This is a genomic window from Micromonospora sp. NPDC049275 (assembly GCF_043197115.1).
GTDB lineage: Bacteria > Actinomycetota > Actinomycetes > Mycobacteriales > Micromonosporaceae > Micromonospora.
In genome coordinates this window covers 42881-67124 of record NZ_JBICSN010000009.1, presented here as the reverse complement: position 1 = coordinate 67124, position 24244 = coordinate 42881, and the positions used below count along the sequence as shown (strand labels likewise).

General features: G+C 72.5%; 21 protein-coding genes. 7 read left to right on the top strand and 14 right to left on the bottom strand.

Features of this window, described 5'->3' with window-relative positions; all coding sequences use genetic code 11:
- Window positions 1–10: 10 nt before the first annotated feature.
- From ACGFIE_RS24310 to ACGFIE_RS24265, 10 genes are all read right to left on the bottom strand, one after another.
- Window positions 11–1138, bottom strand: a complete 1128-nt coding sequence (locus ACGFIE_RS24310) for an LLM class flavin-dependent oxidoreductase (RefSeq protein WP_393298283.1) — start codon at window positions 1136–1138, stop codon at window positions 11–13.
- Between the two features lie 18 nt (window positions 1139–1156).
- Window positions 1157–2224 carry an LLM class flavin-dependent oxidoreductase gene (locus ACGFIE_RS24305; protein WP_393298280.1) on the bottom strand — a complete coding sequence of 356 codons (1068 nt, stop codon included), beginning with the start codon at window positions 2222–2224 and terminating at the stop codon, window positions 1157–1159.
- Window positions 2225–2253: 29 nt separating this feature from the next.
- Window positions 2254–3588, bottom strand: coding sequence for an NtaA/DmoA family FMN-dependent monooxygenase (locus tag ACGFIE_RS24300; protein WP_393298277.1), 1335 nt, complete (start codon window positions 3586–3588; stop codon window positions 2254–2256).
- Between the two features lie 14 nt (window positions 3589–3602).
- Window positions 3603–4811 (bottom strand): LLM class flavin-dependent oxidoreductase, encoded by a 1209-nt coding sequence (locus ACGFIE_RS24295; RefSeq protein ID WP_393298275.1) that lies wholly within the window; start codon window positions 4809–4811, stop codon window positions 3603–3605.
- Window positions 4808–6463 (bottom strand): dipeptide ABC transporter ATP-binding protein, encoded by a 1656-nt coding sequence (locus tag ACGFIE_RS24290; protein WP_393298272.1) that lies wholly within the window; start codon window positions 6461–6463, stop codon window positions 4808–4810. Before ACGFIE_RS24290 ends, ACGFIE_RS24295 begins: the two co-directional genes overlap by 4 nt.
- Window positions 6463–7347, bottom strand: a complete 885-nt coding sequence (locus ACGFIE_RS24285) for an ABC transporter permease (protein WP_393298269.1) — start codon at window positions 7345–7347, stop codon at window positions 6463–6465. Before ACGFIE_RS24285 ends, ACGFIE_RS24290 begins: the two co-directional genes overlap by 1 nt.
- A gap of 4 nt (window positions 7348–7351) precedes the next feature.
- Complete coding sequence (locus ACGFIE_RS24280) at window positions 7352–8287, bottom strand: ABC transporter permease (protein WP_393298267.1); 936 nt, start codon at window positions 8285–8287, stop codon at window positions 7352–7354.
- Window position 8288: 1 nt separating this feature from the next.
- Window positions 8289–9932 (bottom strand): ABC transporter substrate-binding protein, encoded by a 1644-nt coding sequence (locus tag ACGFIE_RS24275; RefSeq protein WP_393298264.1) that lies wholly within the window; start codon window positions 9930–9932, stop codon window positions 8289–8291.
- Window positions 9933–10391: 459 nt separating this feature from the next.
- A complete protein-coding gene (locus ACGFIE_RS24270; RefSeq protein WP_393298261.1) occupies window positions 10392–10586 on the bottom strand; it encodes a DUF397 domain-containing protein in 195 nt (64 codons plus the stop codon).
- The gene (locus ACGFIE_RS24265; protein ID WP_393298258.1) at window positions 10574–11320 is read right to left on the bottom strand and encodes a DUF5753 domain-containing protein; all 747 of its coding nucleotides are present in this window, start codon (window positions 11318–11320) and stop codon (window positions 10574–10576) included. The genes ACGFIE_RS24270 and ACGFIE_RS24265 overlap by 13 nt, the downstream gene beginning before the upstream one ends.
- A 238-nt stretch (window positions 11321–11558) precedes the next feature.
- Here ACGFIE_RS24265 and ACGFIE_RS24260 point away from each other — a divergent pair, with 238 nt between their 5' ends.
- Window positions 11559–11816 (top strand): hypothetical protein, encoded by a 258-nt coding sequence (locus ACGFIE_RS24260; protein ID WP_393298255.1) that lies wholly within the window; start codon window positions 11559–11561, stop codon window positions 11814–11816.
- 23 nt (window positions 11817–11839) lie between these two features.
- Window positions 11840–12085 (top strand): hypothetical protein, encoded by a 246-nt coding sequence (locus ACGFIE_RS24255; RefSeq protein WP_393298252.1) that lies wholly within the window; start codon window positions 11840–11842, stop codon window positions 12083–12085.
- A 142-nt stretch (window positions 12086–12227) separates the two neighbouring features.
- Here ACGFIE_RS24255 and ACGFIE_RS24250 read toward each other — a convergent pair whose 3' ends face one another.
- Complete coding sequence (locus ACGFIE_RS24250; protein WP_393298249.1) at window positions 12228–12761, bottom strand: flavin reductase family protein; 534 nt, start codon at window positions 12759–12761, stop codon at window positions 12228–12230.
- A gap of 211 nt (window positions 12762–12972) precedes the next feature.
- A complete protein-coding gene (locus ACGFIE_RS24245) occupies window positions 12973–13914 on the bottom strand; it encodes a hypothetical protein (RefSeq protein ID WP_393298246.1) in 942 nt (313 codons plus the stop codon).
- A gap of 284 nt (window positions 13915–14198) precedes the next feature.
- Between ACGFIE_RS24245 and ACGFIE_RS24240 the strand changes: the two genes are divergently transcribed.
- Window positions 14199–15179: an ATP-binding cassette domain-containing protein gene (locus ACGFIE_RS24240; RefSeq protein ID WP_393298243.1), complete on the top strand. Its 981-nt coding sequence runs from the start codon at window positions 14199–14201 to the stop codon at window positions 15177–15179.
- On the top strand, window positions 15176–16003 hold the full coding sequence (locus tag ACGFIE_RS24235) for an ABC transporter permease (protein ID WP_393298240.1): 828 nt from the start codon (window positions 15176–15178) through the stop codon (window positions 16001–16003). Before ACGFIE_RS24240 ends, ACGFIE_RS24235 begins: the two co-directional genes overlap by 4 nt.
- Window position 16004: 1 nt before the next feature.
- Here the strand turns inward: ACGFIE_RS24235 and ACGFIE_RS24230 are convergent, their stop codons facing one another.
- A complete protein-coding gene (locus ACGFIE_RS24230) occupies window positions 16005–19184 on the bottom strand; it encodes a BTAD domain-containing putative transcriptional regulator (RefSeq protein ID WP_393298237.1) in 3180 nt (1059 codons plus the stop codon).
- 180 nt (window positions 19185–19364) lie between these two features.
- Between ACGFIE_RS24230 and ACGFIE_RS24225 the strand changes: the two genes are divergently transcribed.
- Together ACGFIE_RS24225 and ACGFIE_RS24220 are read left to right on the top strand one after the other, a co-directional pair.
- A complete protein-coding gene (locus ACGFIE_RS24225; protein ID WP_393298234.1) occupies window positions 19365–20825 on the top strand; it encodes an SDR family NAD(P)-dependent oxidoreductase in 1461 nt (486 codons plus the stop codon).
- 24 nt (window positions 20826–20849) lie between these two features.
- Window positions 20850–21320: a heme-degrading domain-containing protein gene (locus ACGFIE_RS24220; protein WP_393298231.1), complete on the top strand. Its 471-nt coding sequence runs from the start codon at window positions 20850–20852 to the stop codon at window positions 21318–21320.
- On the opposite strand, the gene ACGFIE_RS24215 is transcribed toward ACGFIE_RS24220, so the two are convergent.
- A complete protein-coding gene (locus ACGFIE_RS24215) occupies window positions 21317–22693 on the bottom strand; it encodes an FAD-dependent oxidoreductase (RefSeq protein ID WP_393298228.1) in 1377 nt (458 codons plus the stop codon). The two genes, ACGFIE_RS24220 and ACGFIE_RS24215, sit on opposite strands and share 4 nt — an antisense overlap.
- A gap of 166 nt (window positions 22694–22859) precedes the next feature.
- Between ACGFIE_RS24215 and ACGFIE_RS24210 the strand changes: the two genes are divergently transcribed.
- A complete protein-coding gene (locus ACGFIE_RS24210) occupies window positions 22860–24242 on the top strand; it encodes a serine hydrolase domain-containing protein (RefSeq protein ID WP_393298225.1) in 1383 nt (460 codons plus the stop codon).
- The last annotated feature ends 2 nt before the right edge of the window (window positions 24243–24244 follow it).

Below are 24244 nucleotides of genomic sequence, written 5' to 3'. Positions count from 1 at the left end.
ATGAGCGCGGTCAGTCCCGCCACTCCTTGGCGAGCAGCTCGTAGGAGCTGACCCGGTCGGCGTGCGCGTGCGTGATCGTGGTGATCAGCAGCTCGTCGGCGGCCGTGACGTCCCGCAGGGTTCGCAGCCGCTCGGTGACAGTGCCCGGCGATCCGACGAACTGCGTGTCGACCCGATCGGCGACGAGTGCGCGGTCGTCGTCCGTCCAGGGCAGCGCGGCGGCCTGTTCCGGGCTGGGGAACGGGATGGCGCCCTCGCCACTGCGGATGCTGCGTACCCACGGCCCGTACGGCGCGGCGAGACGGTGCGCGGCCTCGTCGGTCTCGGCGACCACCACGTCGGCGGAGACCATCACGTACGGCTGCGCCAACACCGCCGAGGGGCGGAACGCGGCCCGGTAGCCGGCGACCGCGTCGAGCACCGAGGAGGGGCTGACGTGGTAGTTGGCGGCGAAGGGCAGGCCCAGCGCGCCGGCGAGTTGTGCGCTCTCCCCGCCGCTGCTGCCCAACAGCCACACCCGCAGGTCGGCGCCCTCCCCCGGAACGGCGTGCGCGTCCAGGCCGTCGGCGTCGGTGTAGTCGCCGCGCAGCAGAGCCAGGAGGTCGGCCACCTGGTCGGCGAAGGCCGGCGGTTGGGCGCCCGGCTGGTGCAGCAGCGCGCTGCTCAGGGCGAAGCGTGGGGACGCGAGCACGCTGGCGTAGGAGAACGGCTGCGGAATCAGCAGTCCGTCGACCATCCGGGCCTCGGCCTGCGGCGGCGGGGCGGCGGCGGCGAGTTCTCGGGCGGCCTCCACCCGCCGCTGGCCGGACCGGCCCAGGCCGAGGTCGATCCTTCCCGGATAGAGGGCGGCAAGGGTGCCGAACTCCTCGACCACCGACAGCGCGGTGCGGTGGCCGACCTGCACCGCGCCAGAGCCGACGCGGAGCACGCTGGTGGCCGCGGCCACCTGTCCGATGAGCACGGCCGGCGCGGAACTGGCCACGCCTGCGGCGAGATGGTGCTCGGCCAGCCAGTAGCGGTGGTAGCCGGACTGCTCGGTCCGACCGGCCAGGTCGACTGTGTTGCGCAAGGCGTCGGTGACGGTGCCGCCGGAGGGAACCGGGGAGAGATCGAGAACGGACAGAGGGGTCGCTGACATGGTGGTCCCCGTTTCTGGTCAGGCCGTCGCGCCGGCGGTCACCGGCGCGCGGAAGGGGCGGCTGGGGATCTCCCGGCGCAGCACCGGTGCCACCTCGGCCTGGAAGAGCTCCAGGCTCTCCCGGTGCTGCTTGTCGGTCAGCCCGTCGTGGTCGGCCTGGAGGTGGATGACCTCGTGGCCGAACTGCTCGTGGTAGCGCAGCACCTTGTCGATGATCTGCTGCGGGCTCCCCACGAGCATCGAGCTGCGCTCGATGGCGTCGGACAGGGTGTGGAAGACCGGCGGGACGCCGAGCCGGCGGAACGCGGCGAGCCGGGCGTCGAAGATCGGCCCGTACCTCTCGACCGCCTCCTGCGACGTGCGCGCCACGTGGAAACCCGCGGTGCCGGCGCCGACGAGGGCGTCGGCCGGGTCGTGGCCGTAGTGGACCCACCGCTCCCGGTAGTGGCGGATCAGCTCGGCGTAGGGCTCGATGGGGTTGGTGACGTTGGCGGAGAAGATCGGGTCTCCGTAGCGTGCCGCGAGGTCGACCGATTCCCTGCTGGTGGCACTGCCGTGCCAGACCCGAATGGGCTGTTGCAGCGGGCGGGGCCAGGTCTCGGCCTCGGTCAGCGACGGGCGGTACGCCCCGGACCAGGTCACCTTCTCCTCCCGCCAGAGCCGACGGAACAGCTCGTACCCCTCCCGGTTGCGGTCCCACTGGTCGTCGGCGGTGACGTGGAAGAGCTGGGCCTGCGCGGCGCCGTTGCCCTTGCCGATGATCAGTTCGAGCCGCCCGTCGGAGAGGTGGTCGAGGGTGGCGTAGTCCTCGTAGGCGCGTACCGGGTCGAGCAGGCTGAGCGTGGTGACCGCGGTGAACAGCCGGATGGTGGAGGTGCGGGCCGCGATGTGGCTCAGCACCACCGGCGGCGACGAGGAGATGAAGGGGCGTTCGTGCCGCTCGCCGACTCCGTACCCGTCGAAGCCGAGTTCCTCGGCGAGAACGGCGGTGTCTACCACCTCCCGGAACCGTTCGGTGGTGCTCCTGCGCTGGCCGGTGACCGGGTCGGGCAAATGGGTGATCAGGGTTATCAGCAGGAACTTCATGCGGGGACCGTCACTCTCGGCGGTAGGGGTCAGGGGCGGGCGGGGCCGAGGCCGAGGTGGTCACGCAGGGTGGTGCCGGCGTACTCGGCGCGGAACACGCCGCGCTCCTGCAACAGCGGGACGACCTGGTCGACGAACTCGTCGAGACCGGCCGGGGTCAGGTGCGGCACCAGGATGAAACCGTCGGCGGCGTCGGACTGCACGAAGTGGTTCATCCGTTCGGCGACCTGCCTCGCGGTGCCGACGAACGACTGCCGGCCGGTGACCTCGATGATCAGGTCGCGGATGCCGAGCCCCTTCTCCTCGGCCAGGGCCCGCCACTGCCGGGCGGTGGCGACCGGGTCGGGGTACATGCCGGCCCGGCCCCTGCTGATGGTGTCGGCGGTGACGTCCGGGTCCTCGGCGGGCAGCGGGCCGTCGGGGTCGTACCCGGACAGGTCCCGGTTCCACAGCTGCTCCAGCAGCAGGATCGCGGTCTGCGGGCTGACCTGCTGGCGGCGGATGTGGTGGGCGCGTTCCTGCGCCTCGGCGTCGGTGTCGCCGAGGACGAAGGTGACCCCTGGAATGATCTTCAACTCGTCGGGGTGGCGGCCGTACCGGGCCAGCCGGGACTTCACGTCCCGGTAGAACTCCTGGCCGGCCTCCAGGGTGCCGTGTCGGGAGAAGATCGCGTCGGCGCTGGACGCGGCGAACTCGCGCCCGTCGGGAGAGTCGCCGGCCTGCAGGATCACCGGGTGCACCTGCGGGCTGCGGGGAACGGTGAAGTGCCCGGCGATGTCGAACTGGTCGCCGTGGTGGGCGAAGGCGCCCGGGTCGGCGTCGGCGACGTACCGGCCGCCGTCGCGGTCCCCCACGATCGCCTCCGCCGGCCATGACTCCCACAGCGTCCGGGCGGTACGCACGAACTCGGCGGCCCGCTCGTAGCGCAGCGACCGGTCGAGGTAGCCGCCCCGGCGGAAGTTCTCCCCGGTGAACGCGTCGGAGGTGGTGACGACGTTCCAGGCGGCCCGCCCGCCGGAGAGGTGGTCGAGGCTGGCCAACTGGCGGGCCAGCTCGTACGGCTCCCGGAAGGTGGTGTTGAGCGTGCCGGCCAGGCCCAGGTGGGTGGTGACCGCGGCGAGGGCGGCGAGCAGGGTCAACGTGTCCGGGCGGCCGACCACGTCCAGGTCGTGGATGCGCCCCCGCTGTTCGCGCAGCCGCAGCCCCTCGGCGAGGAAGAAGAAGTCGAACCTGCCGCGCTCGGCCGTGCGGGCCAGGTGGACGAAGGAGGAGAAGTCGATGTGGCTGCCGGAGTCCGGATCGCTCCAGACAGTGGTGTTGTTCACGCCGGGGAAGTGCGCGGCCAGGATGATCTGCTTGGGCATGGCGGTCTCCAGACTCAGGCGGTCGCGGTGGCGGCGTAGCGGCTGGCCGGTCGGGTCAGGCCGAGCAGGCCACGCAGCGTCCCGCCCGGATAGCCGGCGCGGAACAGACCCCGTTCGCGCAGCGCCGGCACCAGTGCCCGGGTGATCGCGGTCAGATCGTCGGGGAGGACTGCCGGACGCAGCCGGAAACCGTCCACTCCGACCCGGTGCCACTCGACCAGCAGGTCGACCAACTGCCCCGGGGTACCGGAGAAGAAGGCCGCGTCCGACGTGAACTGGGCGCCGAGCAGGTCGTCGAGGCGGGTCCTGCGCTGGCGGGCCAGCGCCGGCGTCTCGTCGAGCAGCACGACCAGGTCGGCGAGGACGCGCAGCGGTGGCTCGCTGCGACCAACGGTCTCCTCGACCGCCCGGACCTCCCCGACGATGGCGGCGGCGTGCCCGGGGTCGGTAGGGGTGACGAAGACGACGTCGGCGTGCCGGGCGGCGAAGGCGTACGTCACCGACGAGTGGGCCAGCGCGGCGACCACCGGCTGTCCCTGTGGTGATCGGGGCACGATGGAGGGCCCCTTGACCGAGAACCACCGCCCGGTGAAGTCGACGTAGTGCAGCCGGTCCCGGTCCACGAAGCGGCCGGTCGCCACGTCCCGGATCTCGGCGTCGTCCTGCCAGCTGTCCCAGAGTCGGCGGACCACCTCCACCGCGTCGCCGGCCTCGGCGATGAGGTCGCGGACGAGCCGTAGCGTCTCCGGTTCGGCGAGCCGGGACGGGTCCAGCACGGGGATCTCGCGGCGGCCGAAGTGCCCGGCTTCGGCTCGCCGGGCCGAGACCCGGGGCCGCCAACCGGCCCGCCCACCGCTGATGTGGTCAAGCGTGGCCACGGCCGTCGACAGGTGGAACGGTTCGGTGTGGGTGGTGCTGGTGGTCGGGACCAGCCCGATGTGCCGCGTCAACGGGGCGACCCGCGCCGCGATCTGCACCGCGTCGAGACGCCCCCGGAGCTGATCGGCGCGGCCGTCCGGGCCATCGGGCCGCGACGACTGGAGGTCGAGACTGTCCTCGATGGTCAGCAGGTCCAGGGCGGCCTTCTCGGCCTCGCCGGCGAGCGCCGCCCAGTAGCGGGCGGTCAGCGGCGCGGACGCTCCGGCGCGCGAGAGCCTCCAGGCGGCCGGGTGCCAGCCCAGGCCGTCCAGTGCCACGGCCAGATGCAGGGTCTTCTCGGTCATGGGCGTACCTCCTGCGGTCGGCCGGCCGTGACGAGCGTGGGCAACGCGTCGAGCAGGGACCGGGTGTAGTCGTGTCGGGGGTAGGTGAAGACGTCGCCGACCGGTCCCTGCTCGACCACCGCGCCGTCGTGCATGACCAGCACGCGGTCGCTGAGGTGGTGCACCACGCCCAGGTCGTGGGAGATGAAGAGCAGAGCCGTGCCGTCGGTGGCCCGCAGATCGGCCAGCAGGTCGAGGACCTGGGCCTGGACCGAGACGTCGAGCGCGGAGACCGGTTCGTCGCAGACGATCAGGGTGGGTCGTGGGGCGATCGCGCGGGCGATGGCGACCCGCTGCCGCTGCCCGCCGGAGAGCTGCCGGGGGTGCCGGTCGAGCAGGTCCGGTCCGAGGCCGACGCGACGCAGCAGGTCGACGACCCGGTCGCGGCGATCGCCGCGACCGACGTCGGGGTCGAGGTTCTCCCCGACGACCTGGGCGACGCGGTAACGCGGGTCGAAGGAGCTCAGGGGGTCCTGGGAGATCAGTTGCAGCCGGCGGCGCAACGGGCGGCGGACCCGCTCGGGCACCTGCGACCACGGCGCCTTCTCGAAGGTGACGGCACCGGAGTCGGCGGCCAGGAGACCGGCGACGATCCGGGCCAGGGTGCTCTTACCCGACCCGGACTCCCCCACCAGCCCCAACGTCTCGCCCCGCGCGATGGAGAAGGAGACGTCACGCACGACCGTGTGGTCGCCGTACCTCCTGGTCAGCCCGACCGCGTCGAGCAGCGTGTCGTCCGGGCGGACGTCGGGGCGGGCGGGCAGCGCCTCCCGGCGCGCGACGCCGCCGTCGCGCCCGACCGCGGTGGCGGCGAGCCGGTGCCCGCGCGACGACGCCGAGGGCACCGCCGCCAGCAACTGCCTGGTGTACGGATGTGCCGGCGACCGCAGCAGCCGTGCGGTGGGGCCGTGCTCGACGATCCGACCGTCCCGCATCACGAGCACCCGGTCGGCGACCTGGGCGACCACCGCCAGGTCGTGGCTGATCAGCAGCAGGCTGACCCCGGCGGCCCGTCGCTCGGCGAGCAGCCGCAGGATCTGCGCCTGCACGGTGACGTCCAGCGCGGTGGTCGGCTCGTCGGCGATGAGCAGGGCCGGTTCCCCGGCGATCGCCGAGGCGATCAGCGCCCGCTGTCGCAGCCCGCCGGAGAGTTGGTGCGGATACTGCCGGGCGCGGCGCTCCGGCTCCGGGAGGTGGACCTCGTCGAGCAGGTGGGTGACCCGGCCGGCCCGTTCGCGGCGGCCGACGATGCCGTGGGTGGTGAGCACCTCGCCGATCTCGGCGCCCACGGTGCGCAGCGGGTCGAGGGAGACCAACGCGTCCTGCAGGACGAGCCCGGCGAGCCGTCCGCGTACCCGCCGCCAGTCCCGTGGGCCGTGGCCACGGACATCTTGGCCGACGAGGTCGAGCCGGGCGGCGCGGACTGTCGCGCCGGGGCCGGCGAGGCCGACGAGGGTACGGGCGGTGACGCTCTTGCCGGACCCGGACTCGCCGACGATGGCCACGCACTCACCGCGCTCGATGGTGAGGCTGATCCCCCGGACCGCCGCGACCCGGCCGGTGGGGGTGTCGAAGTCGACGTGCAGGTCCTCGACCGCGAGCAGGGGGGCCATCAGCGCTGCCGCCCGTCGAAGCGGGTCTGCCAGTGTCGGCCGACGACAGTCAACGCCACCACTGTCGCGGTGACCGCGACGCCGGGCAGGACGGTGATCCACCAGGCCACCTGGAGGTAGTTGCGTCCCTCGGAGAGCATCGCGCCCCACTCGGGCGACGGTGGCTGTGGACCCATGCCGAGGAAGCTGAGCCCCGCGGCGATCATGATCGCTTCGCCGAGCCCGATCACCGCGAGAACCGGCACCGGGCCGATCACGTTGGGTAGGACGTGCCGTGCCACCAGCCGGGGTCGGGACAGACCGAAGGTGACGGCCTCTTCGACGTACGCGGCGCGGCGGACGAGCAGTGTCTGGCCACGTACCACCCGGGCGTGGTGCGGCAGGGTGGCGACGCCGATGGCGATGATCAGGCTGACGGTGCCCGGCCCGGCGACGGCGATGAACAGCAGCGCCAGGAGCAGGATCGGAAAGGCCGAGATGGCGTCGAAGGCGCGGCTGAGGGTCTCGTCGGCGAGCCGGTGGGTGAGGCCGGCGAGCAGACCGAGCAGCACACCGCCGGTGACCGCGATGGCCGTGGCCGCCAATCCGATGGTGAGCGAGTGCCCGGCGCCGTGCACGACGCGGGTCCACACGTCACGGCCGAGGTGGTCGGTGCCGAGCCAGTGCGCCGCGCTCGGCGCTTCGAGCACCCCCAGCGGGTCCGCCGCCAGCGGGTCACCGGGCGCCAGGACCGCCGGCCAGACCCCGGCGACCACCAGCAGGATCAGGTACGCCCCAGCGGCGAGCAGCCCGGGGCGCCACCGGCGGCGGACGGTCGGGGCGGGCGGGGTGGACGGATGGGCTGTGTGCGCGTCGGTGGTTGCCGGGGCCAGGGTGACTGTCATCGGGTCAGCTCCTTCTCAGGCGCGGGTCGACCAGCAGGTACGTCAGGTCCGCGATGGTGTTGACCGCGACGTAGACGGCGGCGGACAGGGTGACCACCGCCAGCACCACCGGCATGTCCTTGCTGGTCACCGCCGTGAGGGTGACCTGGCCGAGGCCGGGTCGGCCGAAGACCTGCTCGACGATGACGGCGCCGCCGAGCAGGATGCCGAACAGCCAGCCGGCCAGGGTGACGGCGGGCAGCAGCGCGTGGCGCAGCGCGTGGCGCAGGAGCACCGTTCGTTCCCGTACGCCCCGGGAGCGGGCGGTCAGCACGAACGGCTCGTCGAGTGCCCGGTCGAGCCCGTCGCGGAGCACCTGGGCGAGCAGTCCGGCGATGGGCAGCGCCAGGGTGACGGCGGGCAGCACCAGCGCGCCGACGCCCCGGTCGCCGGAGACCGGAAAGAGTCCGAACCGGAACGACAGCACGCTGAGCAGCACGATGCCGATCAGGAAGGGCGGGGTGGAGACCAGCAGCAGTTCGACGCCGGAGCTGGCCCGCCGCAGCCAGGGACGGCGGTCCCCGGCGGTGGCGACGGCGAGGACGACGGCGAGCAGCACCCCGAGGCCCGCGGCGGCGAGGGCGAGGGTGAGGGTGGGTGCGAGCTGTTCGCCGATCACCTCGACGACGGGCCGTTGCAGCAGGTAGGAGCGGCCCAGGTCGCCGGCGGCGAGCCGCCGCAGGTAGTCGAGGTACTGGACGACTGCGGGTCGGTCCAGGCTCCACTCGGCGATGATCTGGGCGCGGATCTGCGGGGTGTCCGCCCCGTCGCCGACGATCGTGTCCACTGTGTCTCCGGGCGCGACAAGCAGGGCCAGGTACGCGGCGGTGGCGGCGGCCCAGAGGACCACCAGTCCGGCGGCGAGCCGGCGAGCCGCCGCGCGCAGGGGTGAGCTGGTCATGTCACCTGCCGATCCACAGGTCGTACGCGCTGGCGGGAACCCCGGCGGTGGGCTCGAAGCGGACCCCGCCGACGCTGGTGCTGGCCGCGATCTGGTCGGCCGGCGCGTAGAGCGGTAGCACCAGGGCCTGCTCGGCGACGACCCGCTGTTGGAGCTGCGCGTAGATGCCGGCCCGCTTCGTCGCGTCGCCGGTTGCCTGACCGGATTCCAGGAGCCGGTCGATGCGGGGATCGTTGGCCCGGGTGCGGTTGATGCCGCCCTTCGAGTGCAGCAGCAGGTTCAGCGCGGCTCCGGCATCGGTGTCCGCCCGCGAGTTGTCGAAGACCTCGTACGCGTTGCGCTCGAACGCCTGGGTGGCGGTGCCCTGGTCGACAAGTGCGATCTTCAGGTCGATGCCGGCGCTCTGCTTCACGGCGGCCTGCACGGCCTGGGCGAGGACATCGCGCCGGTCGCGGACGTACGGGGCGGCCTGCACCAGCCGTACGGTCAGCCGCCGGCCGTCGCGCACCCGGAAGCCGTCCGCGTCACGGGTCGCCCAGCCGGCCTCGTCGAGCAGGGCGTTCGCCTTGGCGACGTCGCCGCCGTACCCGCCGTCGAGGCTCTTGTCGTAGAGCGGGCTGGACGGGCTGACCACGCTCCAGGCGCGGGTGGCGGTGTCGCGGTAGACCGACCTCAGCACGGTGTCGACGTCGACGGCCTCCCGGAACGCCTGCCGGACCCGCAGGTCGTCGAAGGGCGCGTGCGAGGTGTTGAAGTAGTACGAGTAGGCGGAGCCGGAATTCAGCTCCCGGGTGAGGCGCAGCGTCCGGTTGGCGGTGACCAGGGGCTGGTCGGTGGCGGGCACGCCCTCGACGAGCTGCACCTGGCGGGAGGTGAGGGCGCCGACGCGGACCGCCGACTCCTTGAGGAACCGGTAGGTGATCTCGTCGAGGTAGGCGGGGCCGGTGTGGGTCGCGGTCGGCGGCGCCCAGTCGTAGCGGGGGTTGCGCCGGTAGTGCAACTCCTGGCCGGGGACGTAGCGGTCCAGCACGAACGGCCCGGTGCCGACGACGTCGACGCCGCCGGCCTTGAGGTTCTTCGCCTCGCGCAGCGACTTCGGCGAGACCTGGGCGCCCTGCGGGGAGGCGAGGAAGTCAAGGATGAGCACGTCGGGGGTGGTGAGGGTGAGCCGTACGGTGCGCGGGTCGACCACCTCGACGGCCGTGAGGTTGCGCAGTTGCACGGCGGCGACACCAGGCGCGTACCCGGGCTCGCGGAGTTTGTCGATGTTGGCCTTGACGGCCGCCGCGTCCAGCGGCGTCCCGTCGGTGAAGGTCACCCCGTCGCGCAGCGTCAGGGTGTACGACAAACCGTCCGGGGCGGCCTGCCAGCCGGTGGCCAACCAGGGCACCAGCTTCCCCTGCTTGTCGTACGTGAGCAGGGACTCGAAGGTGTTCCAGACCAGGAGGCGGGCCTTGGCCTGGGCGTACTGGTGGGGGTTGAGGGTGATCGGCTCGGTCTCCACGGCCCAGGTGAGGGTGCCCCCGGAACGGGGCTCGCCGGCCGCCTCGGCGGCGGGGGCGGTGCCGGTGGAGCAGCCGGCGAGGACGGCGAGCAGCGGGGCGAGGGTGGCGGCGGCGAGGGTTCGCAGACGGCGCGCGGGCATGGCGGGGTCTCCTGTCCAGGCAGGCGGATTCGGGTACGCCGACACCCGGCCCTCGTACGCATGGCGGGCCGGTCAGGGGGTGTCGGTGCGGATGGCGCGGCGGTCGGCTCGGCGGTGAGCCCCACCTCGGCGGCCGGTGTGGCGGGCCGGGTACGGGCGAGGGTGCCGGGTCAGGCCAGACAGGAACTCGACCACACCCGACCGAAGTCGATGTGGCCGCGGATCGTCAGCCGCAGCTCGCTGGACATGAGCCGAGTCCACCGTCACCGCCGGGGTGGTGTCAACGAATCGATCGACGGATGTCGGCTATCGCACGTGGCGGGTTTGATTCGTTGACGCAATGCCTACTAAAGCTATAGGATTTGCGGGGATTGCGTCCGGTGGGACGGGCCGCTGGTCTGCGCAGCGCGAAGCGCCCGCCCCAATCCTGGGGCGGGCGCTTCGATGTGACGCGGTCGGTTACGGCCGCTCGGCGACCTGGCCGACGAACGCCACCCACGCGGCCGGAGAGAAGGCCAGCGCCGGACCCGATGGGTCCTTCGAGTCGCGCACCGCGACGACGTCCGGAAGGTTGTCGGCAACCTCGACGCAGTCGCCGCCGTTGGAGCTACTACGGGTGCTCTTACGCCATAGGGCGCCAGTCAGGTCAGCCATGATCTTGCCTCAAGGTAGTCGATGGTTTGACGGCGCGAGAGAGCCACCGAACGCAGCGTATCCCAGGTGGCCCAAAGGGTAGCGGTGTCATTCGTCAGCCGTCCCGCAGCCTGATCATCGAGATAGGCGACATCGCCGTCTTCAGTGGTGGCAATGACGAACGGCCCTGCTTGCCCAGGGTGGAGGCCGGCGTCCAGCGGCAGCACGTGTAGAAGCACGTTCGGCCGCCGAGCCATCTTTACCAGGTGATCTAGCTGCGGGTTCATGATCTCGGGGTCGCCACGACGAAGGGCGAATTCGTCAATCACCGCGACGAAGAGCGGGGGCTTGCGTCGGTCGAGCACCGCTGTTTGCCTGCGTAGCCGGGTCTCGACGTAGTCCGCGACATCGTCCGGGTCGAGCACCCCACTGGCTAGCACCGCCGAAGCGTAATCGGGGGTTTGCAGCAAGCCCGGGATGACCGCCACCTGAAAGGCACGCAGGGCAGACGCCTGAAGTTCGGTCTCGACCCACGGGCGTAGCCACGCCGGTTCACGCCGCTTCAAGACGTCCGGCCAAATGTCCTCAGGCTCACGGCCGAGGACAGCCGCTGCGGCCGCGCGGTGGCGCGGGTGTGGAACTCGGCCTGGGTTCACCCAGCGCGCGACCGTCTTCGGGTCTACGCCTACCTGCTCGGCAAGACTTTCGACGGTCTCACCCGTGTCGGCCAACGCCGCTCGTAGCGCCTGATTCATGCCCACCTCCGAGCGAACGTCTTCAACGTCTATAGAACGTATAGCTACGTGGTGTAGCCGTCCAGCTCCAAGGGGCAAGGTGCTCTGTAGAAGGCGCGACCGCCAGGGAACCGAACCCGGCAGACGCGTTCGTACCGGGGCAGCCCTTGGCGGGTAAGCACGCACGGCCCCTCCAAAAGCGACGATCAGGGGGAGCGCCTTGCCGGACAAGCCGATCGGGAAGTTGAAGGCCGGCGACATGGTCCTTTTGACCACCGCCGCGAGTGTGCAGTTCCTGCGCCCGATCTTCGTGCGCGTCATTCGCGAGTTCCCCGAGCGGTATACGTACGAGGGGTGGGTGTGGATCGACGGTTACGAGCTGAACGCGGCAGGTGACGCGGTAGCCCGGCGGGAGCTGTACGTGAATCGCGAGGGGTTACGCCTACAGGTTCAGGCCCCACGCCGCGCCAACGACCCCCGCCGCCCGATCCGGCGCACTCCGCAGCGGGTTGGGTAGTGCCGGCCCGCCCGCACCACCCGATGCGCCCCGCGTGGCTGTGCCGCAACTGCGCCGCGCCTTGGCCGTGCTCCCCGGCGCAACTCCACCTCGCCACCGAGTTCTACGGCCATTCGATCGCCCTCGCGTTCTATCTCGCGTCGAACCTGCACGACGCCATCGACGACTTGCGCGCACTCGGCGTGCACCCTGATCTGCCGGCGCTGCACGCCCGCTTCCTCGGGTGGCTGTCAGTAACCCGCCGACACCGACGCGCCGAGACGCTGTGACCCCCGACTACTGACCTCGCGTAGGGCTGCACCGGGACACCCTCGCGTGGGCCGGCCCGTTGGCGGGGTCGGAAGCTCAGTCGGCCGGAGTCCTCGACGGTGTCCGGCGCCACGACGATGGCGGCATGGCATCACCTGCCGATCAGGCGGCGACGCGACGGCCGGTCGGGTCCGGGGCGCCGGCGAGACCGGCGTAGCGGCCTCGGTGATAGAGCAACGGCGAGCCCACGTCGGCGTGGCGGAGCAGTTCCGGTTCGGCCAACACCACGACGTGGTCGCCGACGGGCACCCGATCGACGACCCGGCACAGGAGCCAGGCCAGGGTGCCGTCGAGAATCGGCACCCCCTGCGGACCCGGCCGCCATCGGGTGGGCGCGGCGAACCTGTCGATGCCGCTGGTGGCGAAGGTCCGGGCCAGCTCGGGCTGGTCGTGGGAGAGCAGGTGCACCGCCACGTGTCGGGCCCGCGCCAGCGTCGGCCAGCTCGACGAGCCGAGGTTCAGACAGAACGAGACGATCGGTGGCGTCAGCGACACCGAGGTGAACGAGGTCGCGGTGAAGCCGACCGGCGGTGCGCCGGGGGCGGTGACCACCGTGACGGTGCTGGCCTGGTGGCGCAGCAACGTCCGCAGCGCGTCGGCGTCGGCGTCGGTCGGGTCGTCGGTGGACGACGTCATGGCGTTCCTCCCGAGGGATGGGTCCAGGCGGCAGGGGCGGCCCGCTCAGGCCGGGCCGGGCGCCGCCGGACAGAGCTGCGCCGCGACCCTCATCAGGTCGACGACTCGGCGGGAGGTGAACAGCCGAACAAGCAGCATGAATCGATTTTCCTATCAGACAGGTAGGATTTCAAGTCCCGGGCGCGGACATCCCGCCGCCCGACGTCCCGCCTCACCGTGGGACGGACTCCTGGGCAGCCAGGACGACCAGCTCGTCGGCGCGGGCCGCCAGCGGCGCCTTCGCACCGTCGGGCCACACGAGATAGCCCACCGGCGGACCGGACGAACCCCAACGGGCACCGACGATCGTGGCCGTCCCCGTTCCGTTCGACCGGTCGAGCAGGCGTACCCGGGTGCCCGGAGCATGCCCGTCGTCGGCCACGATGAGCAGCGCGTCGAGGATCTGGCGCACCCCGGTGACGGGCAACCCCGCCACGTACGGCTCGCCCGCCGGCCCCACCCGCGGGGTCATCATCGCCCGCAGGAGCGCCGCGTACCGGATCGCCTCCTCGCGGACCGGCCAGTCCGGGCCGCGCTCGGCGCGGACCAGCGCCTTCTCGATCATCGACCAGAGCGACACCGGCTCCCTGTCGAGCAGGCGGCGGGCCTCGCGGTCGACCTCGGCGCAGGCCGTGTCCAGGGCGGTGTCCTCGCCCAGTTCCGCGATCCAGACCAGATCCCCCAGGTCGGGCAGCAGCCCCGGCGACTCGGCCGCGACCACGAGGTAGAGCATCGCGAGCAGTTCGGTGCGCCCGTCGCCGTGATAGAGCGCGCCCACCCCGGTGCCCGTACGTCCCCGACTGGGCGGGAAACGGTCGACAAGGTGCTGGGCACGGCCGGTCGGCAGGGCCGCGGCCCGCCGCGTGTCCGTCACCCGATCCTCGAACGAGCGCCGCTCACGGCGTTCGACGAGCAGCTGGCGGTGCGGGTCGGAGCCGATCGGATAGATCGTCCGACCGAATGTGGCGAGGGTCTCGCCGGGTCGCAGCCCGAGCGACTCGAGGTGCCGGGCGGCCACCGAGTAGGCGACGCCGGCACGGGCCGCCTGTTCCCGGATGGCGCGCTTACGGGCACGTCCCGGGGTCGGGGTGCGGTGGGGATGGTGCTCAGACATGGCGCCTCCGGTGCAGCCCCACGCGCGTCACCGAACGGGCGGCGTGACGGACACACCGATGGTCGACACGACGGCGCGGAGTCGGCGACTCTTGGCCCCCAACATGTGGTCGGGCGTGGGCCACCACATCGGGCTCGGGCAGGCGCTCTGCCACGGCCAGCATATCGCCACCCCGGGCCGTCGGTCGCCCTGCCGGCAGCCCCGGTCCCGGTGTCAGCCCGTGTCGACGGGGGTGTCGGTGGCGTGTCGGCGCGGTGTCAGGCGACCGGCGCACGCTCTGCGTCATGACAACCGACCTGGTGATCGAGGCCGAGGGCCTCGTCAAGACATTCGGGAAGACGAGGGCGCTGCAGGGCGTGGACCTCGCCGTACCCCGGGGGACCGTGCTCGGCGTGCTCGGTCCCAACGGCGCGGGCAAGACCACCGCCGTCCGCATCCTCTCCACGCTGCTCACCCCGGACGCTGGCAGCGCCCGCATCGGCGGCTTCGACGTCGTCCGCGACGCCGAGCGGGTCCGGCAGAGCATCGGCCTCACCGGCCAGTACGCCTCGGTCGACGAGGACCTGACCGGGCGGCAGAACCTGGAGCTGTTCGGCACGCTGCTGGAGCTCGGCCGCGCCGGCGCCCGCCGACGGGCCGCCGAACTGCTGGACTGGTTCGACCTGACCGACGCCGCGAACCGGCAGGCCAAGACCTACTCCGGCGGCATGCGGCGGCGGCTGGACCTGGCCGCCAGCCTCGTCGGCTCCCCCGACGTGATCTTCCTGGACGAGCCGACGACCGGGCTGGACCCGGCCAAGCGCGAGGACATGTGGGACGTGGTCCGGACGCTTGTCACCAACGGCTCGACCGTGCTGCTCACCACCCAGTACCTGGAGGAGGCCGACGCGCTCGCCGACGCGATCACGGTGATCGACCACGGGCGGGTCATCGCCCACGACACCCCCGAAGGGCTCAAGCGCGTGGTCGGCGGGCAGACGCTGGAGGTCCGGCCGTCCGACCTCGCCGACCTGCCCCGGATCGCGACGATCCTGTCCGAGGTCAGCTCCGGCGCGCAGGCCGACGAGATCCGCAAGGGCGTGCTCGCGGTGCCGGTCACCGACGACACGGCCCTGACCGAGAGCGTCGCGCGGTTCGCCGCCGCCGGCATCTCCGTCACCGAACTCTCCCTGCACCTGCCGAGCCTCGACGAGGTGTTCTTCACCCTCACCGGGCGTACGGCATCCGAGGACGACACCACTTCACGCGTGGAGGTAGCGGCATGAGCACCCTGGTCGGCACAAAACCCACCACGAACCCTGTCCTGTCCACAGCCGCGGTGAACCCGCGACCGTTCCGGCTCGTACGGCACTCGTTGGCGCTCGCCAAGCGCAGTCTCATCAAGACCTGGCGGACGCCCGAGGCACTTATCGACGTCACGCTGCAACCGGTGCTGTTCCTCATCATCTTCGTCTACATCTTCGGCGGCGCGGTCGCCGGATCGACCCACGACTACCTGCAGTTCCTGCTTCCCGGAATCCTGGCGCAGACCATCGCCACCGGGGCCATCGCGATCGGCGTCAACCTCAACACCGACATCGCCAAGGGCATCTTCGACCGGTTCCGGTCGCTGCCGATCCCCCGCTCCGCGCCACTGGTGGGCGCGGTCCTGGGCGACGTCGTCCGGTACGTGATCGTCACGGTCTCGACCCTCGCGATCGGGTACCTGATGGGTTTCCGGATCGACACCGACCCGTTCCGGGCGATCGCCGGGTGCCTGCTCGCGGTGCTGTTCGCGCTCTGTCTGAGCTGGCTGCCCGTCTATGTCTCGATGAAGGTCCGCACCCCCGGTGCCGTGCAGGGCCTGATGTTCGCGCTGATCATGCCGCTGAGCTTCGCGTCCAACGTGTTCGTCGGCGCGGACACCCTGCCCGGCTGGATGCAGGCCTTCGTGGACGTCAACCCGATGACCCACCTGGTGGCGTCGGTGCGCGGGCTGTTCCTCGGCACCCCGCTCGACACGCACGTGTGGTGGACCCTCGCCTGGTGCGCCGGCTTCGTGGCGGTGTTCATGCCACTGGCGCTGCGCGCGTACCGCAAGAAGATCTGACCTAGACCAGCAGGTCCTCCATCAGCTCGCGGATCCGGGTGACTGCCGCGGCCACCGGCCGGGCACGCCAGGGCGCCAGGAACGACTCACGCTGCTCCTCGTTCCCGAGGGCGGCGTCGAGTCGTTCGCTGCGCCGGGTCGGGAAGAAGAGCTCCATGTGCGCGCCGAGTCGCTTCGCGAGCGCGGACAGCTCGCGGGTGGTCTCGATGTCGTCCCGGTACGCGGCGAGTTCCGCGCCGCCCGACGCCCACGCCCCGATGACCGGCAGGTCCTTCGAGGTGAGCGCGTCGTCGCGGGCGAGCGCCAGCAACGCGGCCGCCTGGGCGGCGGCGTCGATGCCCGACGCCGGCCGCGCGTCGGCCACCCGCAGGTAGAGGACCGCCACCGAGGTCCGGAGCATCACCCGCGGCTGCGGTGGCGGTCCGGTCCAGCCGGCGAGGGCACGGTTCACCGCGTCGGCGTGGGCGAGCACGTCGTCGTAGCGTTCGCGCTGCCAGGCGAGGTGCGCCAGGCCGAGCAGCGCCTGCGCGACGTCCATCTGCTCGGCCTGGCCGGGCGTCGCCGTCTCACCGAGTCGCCGCTCCGCGTCCGCGTCGCCGGCCAGGGCGAGCTGCACGTCCAGCCGCACCCGGATCGACCGCGCGTCCTGCTGGGCGCCGACCATCTCCATGTGCCGGACGCTGCGCGCCAACCACTCGGCCGACCGCCCCTCCCTGCCGGGCAGCAGGAACTGCCCGACGGCACCCGCGGCCATCGCCATGCCCCAGTGGTCGCCCGCGATCTCGAAGCGGTGGTACGCCTGCTCGGCGTCGTCGATCGACGACTCCGGCAGGCCGCTGTTCTCCCGTACCGCCGCGCGGGCGATCAGGCCGAGCGCCTGCACGTACGGGTCCGGGTGCGCGATCATCTCGGTCGCGCTCTTCAGGCTCTGGTCCAGGTCGGACTTGTCGAAGCCGGGCAACGCCACCACGAACGCGGTCAACCGCGGCGACACCTCGGCGGGCCGTTCCGCGAGCAGCGTCCGCAGGGCACGTCGGGCGAGCACGGCGGGTCGAAGGTCGGCGCTGATGCCGCTGTTCACGCTGATCAACACACACGTCCAGGCGAGTCGGTCGCCGTGCGGCAGCGGCCGGCCGCTGGCCCGGCCCCGCAGGATCGCCGAGCGTCGACGCCGCTGCGGCTCGTCGACGTGCAACAGCCCGCGCGCCCATACGAGGACCTCCAGGTGCAGGCCGCGCACCGTCCAGAGGTGCAGCAGCGCGGTGGCGACGTCGATGACGGCGGGCTCGTCGTCCTGCTCGAGCGCCCACCGCAGACCGGCGACCAGGTTGTCCTGCTCGGCGGCGCAGCGGTCGAGCGCCTCGACCTGGCCGGGGCCCACGAGGCGACCGGCCAGGCCGACCGCCTCGTCCCGGGCCCAGCCGACCAGACCGGTCATCGCGGCGGCCCGGTCACCGGACGCGTCCAGGCGGGCCTCGCCGTACTCGCGGACGGTCTCCAGCATCCGATAGCGGGGCGGACCGTCCCCCTCGACAAGGGTCAGCAGGGACTGTTCGACGAGCCGCGCCAGCCCTCGCCGTACGTCCGGGGTCTGCGCGACCGCGGCGGCGAGGTCCGCGGTGAACGGCGCGGGGATGACCGCGACCCGCGCGAGCAGCGTGCGGTCGTCGGGGGCGAGCAGTTCGCGGCTCCAGTCGACCATCGCCCACAGGCTCGCGTGACGTTCCGGCAGGCCCCGCAGCGCGTCGTCGAGCAGCGCGAACCGGTCGGTCAGGCCGGCGAGCACGTCGTCGATCGGCATGTGCCGCAGTCGCGCGGCGGCCAGTTCGAGGGCCAGTGGCAGGTTGTCGAGCCGGTTGCACAGCGTGAGAACCCGGGTCGTGTCCCAGGTCGGCACCGCGCCACCGGCCCGCGCGCGGGACTCGATCAGACCGAGCGCGTCCGAGTCCGGCAGGGCGGTCAGTCGGTGCACCCACTCGCCGGCCAGGCCCAGCGGCGCACGGCTTGTCGCGAGCACCGCGACCTCCGGGGAGATCACCGCGAGCAGGTCGGCGACGACTGCGGCCACCGCGTCGAGGACGTGTTCGCAGTTGTCCAGCACGACCAGCCCGTCGAGGTCCGGCGCCAGGGCCCGTAACCGCTCCTCGGGGCTGAGCACCCGCCGTTCCAGGCCCAGGTTGCCGCCGGTCGTCGAGGTGTCCGCGCCACCGAGCGCCGCGAGCACCGTGGGCAGCACCTCGTCGGGCGAGCGGAGCCCGGCCAGCTCGACCACGCGTACCGCCTGCCCGGCCGCCGCCGTACGCCGCGTGACCTCGGCCGCGAGGCGGGTCTTGCCCGCGCCACCGGATGCCACGATCGTCACGAGGGGGGACTCGTCGAGCGCCGCGTCCAGGGCCTCGACGTCGCGCTCGCGGCCGACGAGGGCGGTCATCGGCCGACGCCACGCGGCGGGCAGGGCGATCCGCGCCGGCGGGCGGGGTGGCGCGACGACGGCCGGCGCGGTGAGCTCGCCGCGCAGCAGCGCCAGGTGCACCTGGGTGAGCACGGGTGACGGGTCGGTGCCGTAGCGCTCGGCCAGGTCGTCACGGAGGCGTTCGACCACCTCCAACGCCTCGGCCTCCCGCCCCTGCGCGGCGAGCACCCGCACGAGCAGGGCTGCGGACGGCTCGTCCGGGGGCGTCCGGGCGACGAGCCGGCGCAGGTCGCTCTCGTCGTACGGCCCGGCGCCGGCGAGCGCCGCCTCGGCGCGCAGCGCGGTGACGTCGGTGAACAGGCGGGTGTCCTCGGTGGTGACGATCTCCGGGACCTCGGGGAACAGGGCACGGGCCCCGTCGGCCGCGTCGCGGGCCGCCCGCGCGTCGCCGGCCCGCAGGGCGGCACGCCCCCGATCGACGAGCGCCCGCGCCTCGACGGCGTCAACGCTGACCTCGTCGGCGGGCAGGCGGTATCCCCCCGGCACCGCCACAACGGGCAGCCCGAGACGGCGTACGCGGGACACGAGCGCCTGCACGGCGCCTGTCGCGTCGTCGGGCGGCGTCCCGTCCCACACCGCGTCCACGAGCAGGCTGGTGGAGACCGCCCGGCCACGCGCGTCGACGAGCGCGCGGAGCACCGCCGCCAACCGCTCGCCCCGGACCGGCCGGCCGTCGACGGCGAGGGGGCCGAGGATGGTGATCTGCACACGACCAGCATCCCCCACGCCGACCACGGCACCGAGCAGGGTGTCCGACGGCGCGAGGGTCACCCGGGCGGGCGGCGCGGCGCGGGATGCGTCCGGGACGGCGCGGTGCGTACAGTTTCGGGTCGGACGTGGGGTGGGCCGGCGGAATCCGGCACAGGACATGGGACGAGACAACGACGCATGACAGTGGACAAGATTGCCCAAAACGGTCTAGACGGCATTGACCGGAACCGGCTGGAGACCTGTCTCAGCGTCTTCGAGGCGTTGGAGGCCCTTCCTCCCGACCACCCCGACGTGGTGCGGGTGCAGCGTGCCACCGCGAAGCTCTACAAGGTGATCAAGCAGCGGCGACGCGAGGAGCGGCGCGACGCCGTCCTGGCTGCCGACCGGGCGGTGACGGAGGCCACGGCCACCGGCGCGCCCGGCCGGATCGACGACGAGACCCAGGGCATCCCGCTCGCCTCCTCCACCACCGGTACGACTGCGGGATTCCTGCACAACCCGCGCGGCTGCTACGTCTGCAAGCAGCGCTACCGCGAGGTGGACGCCTTCTACCACCAGCTCTGCCCGTCCTGCGCCGCGCTGAACCGGGAGCGCCGCGACGCGCGTACCGACCTGACCGGCCGGCGCGCGCTGCTCACCGGCGGCCGGGCCAAGATCGGCATGTACATCGCGCTGCGACTGCTGCGCGACGGCGCGCACACGACGGTGACCACGCGGTTCCCGCACGACGCGGTCCGCCGCTTCGCCGCGATGCCCGACAGTGGGGACTGGCTGCATCGCCTGCGGATCGTCGGGATCGACCTGCGCGACCCCGCCCAGGTGATCGCCCTCGCCGACTCGGTGAGCAGCCAGGGCCCCCTCGACATCCTGATCAACAACGCGGCGCAGACCGTCCGCCGCTCGCCCGGGGCGTACGCCCAGCTCGTCGCCGCGGAGGCCGCGGCGCTGCCGGACGGTCCCCTGCCGGAGCTGATCACGTTCGCCAAGCCGACCGCTCCGGGTGGCCCGGCGGGGAGCCTGACCGCCGGCACGGAGTCGACAGCCCTCACCCCGCACGCGCTCACCGCGTTGGCGTTGACGAGCGGCTCCGCCTCGCCGGAGCGGATCGCGGCGTCCACCGCCATCGACGCCGGCGGCCTGGTGCCGGACCTCGACTCGGTCAACAGCTGGGTGCAGCGGGTGCAGGAGGTCGACCCGGTCGAGCTGCTCGAGGTGCAGCTGTGCAACGTCACCGCGCCGTTCGTGCTGGTCAGCCGGCTACGACCGGCGATGGCCGCCGCGCCGGCCCGCCGCAAGTACGTGGTGAACGTCTCGGCGATGGAGGGCCAGTTCGGTCGTGGTTACAAGGGGCCCGGGCACCCGCACACCAACATGGCCAAGGCCGCGCTGAACATGCTCACCCGCACCAGCGCCCAGGAGATGCTTACCGACGGCATCCTGATGACGAGCGTCGACACCGGTTGGATCACCGACGAGCGGCCCCACCCGACGAAGATGCGGCTGGCCGACGAGGGGTTCCACGCCCCACTCGACCTCGTCGACGGCGCGGCCCGGGTGTACGACCCGATCGTCCGCGGCGAGCTGGGCGAGGACCTGTACGGCTGCTTCCTGAAGGACTACGCGCCCTGCGCCTGGTGAACGACGCTCGACGAGGAGAAACGCATGTCATCTGACCAGTGGCCGACGCTGGACGAGCTCCAGAGCGAGGAGAACGCGTTGGAGCTCGCGGGCCTGACCGAGACCGACGCGTACGAGTTGGGCGTGCGGGCCGTCACCGCCGCCGCGGAACGGAGGCTCCCGATCTCCGTAGGCGTCTGGCGGACCGGACGGCAGTTGTTCCACTGTGGCCTGCCCGGCTCGACTGCGGACAACGACGGGTGGCTGCGCCGCAAGGGGCGCGTGGTGATGCGGTTCGAGCACTCGTCGCTCTACATGGCCCGGCTCTGCCAGGACAAGCAGACGACGCTCACCGAGAAGTTCGGCCTACCGGCCGCACGCTACGCCGCGGCCGGAGGCGCCGTGCCACTACGCGTTCGTGGCACCGGCGTCGTGGGCTGGATGGGCGTCTCCGGGCTCCCGCAGCTGGACGACCACCGCTTCGTCGTCGACATCCTGCGCGGGACAGCGGGCTAGCCGGCTCGCCGGTTCGCGCGCAGGGCGCCCAGGATCACGCCGGGTGTGGCCAGCGACAGCGGATGCTCCCGCAGGGAGACGACCTCGTTGAACCGGCGGGCGATCGCCACGTCCGTGACGGTCGCCGTGAGGATCTGCCGGCTGACCCAGCTGGAGACCCGGTAGCCGCGCGGGTAGGGCCCGTCGACGTGCGGCAGCGCCAGGTCGGCGGAGGTCGAGGTCGACCAGGCGGCGTCGACCACGACCTTCTGCAGGTCGAGGAAGTGGCGGGCGGGAACGCTCAGGTCCGGATCGGAGAGCAGGTACGCCGACAGGCAGGCCGCGTGCAGGGCCGCCGCCGTCATCCCCTGCCCGTACACCGGGTTGAACGACGCGACGGCGTCACCGACGCTGACGAGCCGCGCCGGGAACCGCCGCAGCGCGTGGAAGTCCCGCCGGCGGCTGTCGGCGTGATGGTAGGTCTGGACGTCGCCGAGCATCTCCTGCCCGGCGACCTCGCCGAACTCCGGCGGGAACTGCTCCCGCAGCCGTCGGACGAAGTCCTCGGCGGTACGTCCCGGCCGGTCCTTCCCGTAGCCGGCCATCATGGCCATCCACCGGCCGTCCTCGATGGCGAAGAAGGCGGCGCCGGCGATGTCCGTCATGGTCCGCGGAGTGTGCAGAGCCAGGACGACCGTCGCCTCCGGAGTCTGCTCGGGGCGGCGGAAGAGGGCCGTCGCGTAGTTGAGGTGTACGGCCATCCGACGGGTGGTGGGCCGTTCCCAGCCGGCCTGCTCGAGCCAGTCGGAGAGCCGGCTGGACCGGCCCATGGCGTCCACCACCAGGTCGGCGACCTCGACGCCGGGCACCTCGTCGACGTCACACCGAACGCCGGTGACCGCGTCGCCGTCGAACACGAGACCCGTGGCACGGCCGGTGACCGTCTTGACGTTTGGCAGTCGGAGCACCTGCTGGCGGATCAGCCCCTCCAGGAGGGGCCGGCTGCCCGCCAGGCTGTCGTCGTCGTCCGGTACGACAACCTTCCGCCGGCCGTCGAGGTAGCTGCGCCGTGCGGCGGGCGGCGCCTCGATCGCCCCGTGGGCCAACGCCTGCTGACGGAAGCCGGGGAACAGCTGCTCGAGCTGGAGCAGGCCGCCGGGCAGCAGCGCGTGCAGTTGCGTCCCCTGTGGCACGCCGGGCCGGGCGCCGCTCAGGTTTGGGTCGTCCCGGTCGAGGAGGACCACGCTCTGCGCGTGGTCGGACAGGACCCGGGCGGCCAGAAGGCCGGCGACACTGCCGCCGACCACCACCGCCTTACCCAGGCGTGGGGTCGGCTGGTCGGGGGGTCGCACGGCGTTCAGCGCGGCGAAGACCCGAACCGGGGAGAGGGACATCGTGCTCTCCAAGGGGTACGAGGTGTGGCACCGATCGTTGCACAGCGGCGACCGTCGACCCGGCACGTCCGCCCGGGTGTCAGACACCAACCATGGCGCTGGACGCGGTCGACGTTCGGCTGAGCGAGGCTGGCGCGCCCGCCTCCGTCCTGTCAGCATCACCGGCATGCCTGTCGCACGTCGCACCCTGCTCGGAGCTGGCCTGGCCGCCGCGACCGGCGCCCTCACCGGGTGCGGTGACGGCGGCGGCACGGGGCCGGGCGGGGCCGACTCCGGCGCCGCGGCGACCGCCACCGACGCCGCGGGAAACCGGGTGGGGTTCGGCGCGGCCGGGAACACCCAGGCGTCGGGCACTCCGAGCGCCTCCCCGTCGCCCGGCGGCGGAGCGACGGCGGCCTACCAGGCCCGGTACGCCCCGCAGTTGACGGCCCTGCTGCGGCGTCACCTGCCCGCCTCGCCGCAGACCGTCCAGCATCGCGGCTTCCCCGGCGCCGTCGCCGTCGTGCGTGTCGACGGAAAGACGACTGTGCACACCGCAGTCGGGGAGGCGCTGCGCTACGCGGCCGGCCCGAAACTCCTCGCGGCGAGCCAACGCGTCGCGATGCGCCCCGACTCCGTCTTCGACCTCGCCTCGGTCACGAAGGTCTACACCGCGATCCTGCTGCTTCAGCAGGTCGAGAAGGGTCGCGTCGAGCTGGGCGCGCCGGTCCGCGACTACCTGCCCGGCTTCACCGGCGCCGGCAAGGAGGGCGTCACCGTCGAGATGCTGCTCACCCACACCAGCGGTCTCCCGGTGGGCGCCAAGGTCACCGGGCTGCCCGACAACACCGCGCGCTGGAACGCCGTCCTCACCACCCCGCTGGTCTCCGGCGCCGTGCCCGGGAAGACGTTCCGCTATTCCAGCGTGGGGCTCATGGTCGCCGGCAAGATCGTCGAGAAGGCCACCGGCAGACGCCTCGACCAGGCGCTCAAGGCCAACCTCACCGGCCCGCTCGGCCTGCACGACACCGGCTTCACACCCAGCACCTGGCTGTCCGGCAACGCACGGGCCACCCGGATGGTCGCGACCGACGCCCGGTCGTCCCGGGGCCTGCTGCGGGGCACCGTGCACGACGACGTCGCGAACCACCTCGGCGGTGTCGCCGGCCACGCGGGGGTCTTCGCCAGCGCCACCGACCTCGCCGCGATCGGCCAGATGCTCCTGGACGGCGGCACCTACCAGGGCAGACGGGTTCTCGCCGCCGGCACCGTGCGCAGGATGCTCACCAACCACAACGCGGGTAAGTCGGCCGTCGACCCCGAGCGCCCCCACCGTACGGCCGCCCACGGTCTCGGCGTGGTGCTCAACCAGCCCTGGTTCATGGGCCGGCTCGCGTCCGCGCGCACCTTCGGCCACACCGGGTTCGCCGGCCCTTCGTTCCTCGTCGACCCGGACCGCAGGCTCGTGCTCGCCCTGCTCACCAACCGGGCCCACCCCAACTGGTCCTGGGCGAATCCTGATCCCGTCCGTGCCGCCGTCGGGGACCTCCTGGCCGCCGCGGTCTCCTGACC

Coding starts and splice junctions, on each gene's coding strand:
- ACGFIE_RS24260 (WP_393298255.1), top strand. CDS start 11,559: ATGGTCCTTTTGACCACCGCCGCGAGTGTGCAGTTCCTGCGCCCGATC.
- ACGFIE_RS24240 (WP_393298243.1), top strand. CDS start 14,199: ATGACAACCGACCTGGTGATCGAGGCCGAGGGCCTCGTCAAGACATTC.
- ACGFIE_RS24220 (WP_393298231.1), top strand. CDS start 20,850: ATGTCATCTGACCAGTGGCCGACGCTGGACGAGCTCCAGAGCGAGGAG.
- ACGFIE_RS24310 (WP_393298283.1), bottom strand. CDS start 1,138: ATGTCAGCGACCCCTCTGTCCGTTCTCGATCTCTCCCCGGTTCCCTCC.
- ACGFIE_RS24295 (WP_393298275.1), bottom strand. CDS start 4,811: ATGACCGAGAAGACCCTGCATCTGGCCGTGGCACTGGACGGCCTGGGC.
- ACGFIE_RS24275 (WP_393298264.1), bottom strand. CDS start 9,932: ATGCCCGCGCGCCGTCTGCGAACCCTCGCCGCCGCCACCCTCGCCCCG.
- ACGFIE_RS24265 (WP_393298258.1), bottom strand. CDS start 11,320: ATGAATCAGGCGCTACGAGCGGCGTTGGCCGACACGGGTGAGACCGTC.
- ACGFIE_RS24300 (WP_393298277.1), bottom strand. CDS start 3,588: ATGCCCAAGCAGATCATCCTGGCCGCGCACTTCCCCGGCGTGAACAAC.
- ACGFIE_RS24285 (WP_393298269.1), bottom strand. CDS start 7,347: ATGACAGTCACCCTGGCCCCGGCAACCACCGACGCGCACACAGCCCAT.
- ACGFIE_RS24255 (WP_393298252.1), top strand. CDS start 11,840: ATGCGCCCCGCGTGGCTGTGCCGCAACTGCGCCGCGCCTTGGCCGTGC.
- ACGFIE_RS24210 (WP_393298225.1), top strand. CDS start 22,860: ATGCCTGTCGCACGTCGCACCCTGCTCGGAGCTGGCCTGGCCGCCGCG.
- ACGFIE_RS24225 (WP_393298234.1), top strand. CDS start 19,365: ATGACAGTGGACAAGATTGCCCAAAACGGTCTAGACGGCATTGACCGG.
- ACGFIE_RS24250 (WP_393298249.1), bottom strand. CDS start 12,761: ATGACGTCGTCCACCGACGACCCGACCGACGCCGACGCCGACGCGCTG.
- ACGFIE_RS24280 (WP_393298267.1), bottom strand. CDS start 8,287: ATGACCAGCTCACCCCTGCGCGCGGCGGCTCGCCGGCTCGCCGCCGGA.
- ACGFIE_RS24245 (WP_393298246.1), bottom strand. CDS start 13,914: ATGTCTGAGCACCATCCCCACCGCACCCCGACCCCGGGACGTGCCCGT.
- ACGFIE_RS24305 (WP_393298280.1), bottom strand. CDS start 2,224: ATGAAGTTCCTGCTGATAACCCTGATCACCCATTTGCCCGACCCGGTC.
- ACGFIE_RS24270 (WP_393298261.1), bottom strand. CDS start 10,586: ATGGCTGACCTGACTGGCGCCCTATGGCGTAAGAGCACCCGTAGTAGC.
- ACGFIE_RS24215 (WP_393298228.1), bottom strand. CDS start 22,693: ATGTCCCTCTCCCCGGTTCGGGTCTTCGCCGCGCTGAACGCCGTGCGA.
- ACGFIE_RS24290 (WP_393298272.1), bottom strand. CDS start 6,463: ATGGCCCCCCTGCTCGCGGTCGAGGACCTGCACGTCGACTTCGACACC.
- ACGFIE_RS24235 (WP_393298240.1), top strand. CDS start 15,176: ATGAGCACCCTGGTCGGCACAAAACCCACCACGAACCCTGTCCTGTCC.